This window comes from Candidatus Symbiothrix dinenymphae, from assembly GCF_001431085.1.
Genome location: NZ_BBRU01000130.1, coordinates 1 through 820, shown reverse-complemented (window position 1 = coordinate 820; position 820 = coordinate 1). Strand labels below are relative to the sequence as shown.

2 protein-coding genes and 1 pseudogene are annotated in these 820 nt (G+C 40.5%); 1 reads left to right on the top strand and 2 read right to left on the bottom strand.

The window, feature by feature from the left end; all coding sequences use genetic code 11:
• Positions 1 to 68 precede the first annotated feature (68 nt).
• Both ASC50_RS02055 and ASC50_RS02050 read right to left on the bottom strand, forming a co-directional pair.
• A complete protein-coding gene (locus ASC50_RS02055; RefSeq protein WP_055431820.1) occupies positions 69 to 377 on the bottom strand; it encodes a hypothetical protein in 309 nt (102 codons plus the stop codon).
• An 11-nt stretch (positions 378 to 388) separates the two neighbouring features.
• A complete protein-coding gene (locus ASC50_RS02050) occupies positions 389 to 577 on the bottom strand; it encodes a type II toxin-antitoxin system HicA family toxin (RefSeq protein ID WP_055431819.1) in 189 nt (62 codons plus the stop codon).
• A gap of 122 nt (positions 578 to 699) precedes the next feature.
• On the opposite strand from ASC50_RS02050, the pseudogene nadA reads away from it, so the two are divergent.
• Positions 700 to 820: pseudogene (nadA, locus tag ASC50_RS06660) on the top strand (quinolinate synthase NadA); the annotation flags it as partial.

Sequence of the window (820 nt, the reverse complement as noted above, 5' to 3'; positions counted from 1 at the left end):
GGTTAAGGCTGAAAGCCTTGTAGCAATAGCGTAGGGCATCGCCCTTAACCTGACTCACCTTGCACTAATTAAGCAAATTGCACTTGACGTCGATTTTGAGCAAAATGACGAACATTTTTTTGTAGGCGGCGCGTGGTGTCAGGAAATGCACAGACTTCAAATTGAATATCAAATTCAAAATCAGGTACTTCCTTGCCTTTTTCAGGCATTATCGCTTTGGCTTCTTCGTAAGAGATATAAAAATCGTTGATGGCTTCTTGAGCCGTATTTCCATATCCCAACAAACCAAATCCATGTTCAAAGGTCTCACAATCCATATAAGTGCTAAACTTATTGTCTGAACCTTTTTCAACAATCACTTTTACTTTCTGCTTCATATTCTTTAATGTTAAAACTTAACGCCCGATAATTTAGAAATGTTTTGCAACGTTCCGCTTGCAATCTCCTGTGATGGGTGGCGCGGAACCGGAAAATGTAAATCCGTCATTGGACTATACCACCACCCGTGTTTAGAACCTTGTGCATCAAGAAAACAACCGTTTTTTGTTAATTTTCGTAAGACTTCACTTCCTTTCATTGCGCATCAATTAATTATGCCGCAAAGATAGATATTATTTTTGGAATAACAATGCAATGAAGTGTTAAAAATGGCAAAAACTTTTACTCACAACCTTAATTTCGCCGATAATTCCAGCATTCGCCGATGTGATTGTGCTGTGTGGCGTCCATTTTATGGCGGAAACGGCAAAGATATTGTGTCCCAACAAGCGCGTTTTTTTGCCGGATATGGCGGCAGGGTGCTCGTTGGCGGATTCGTGTC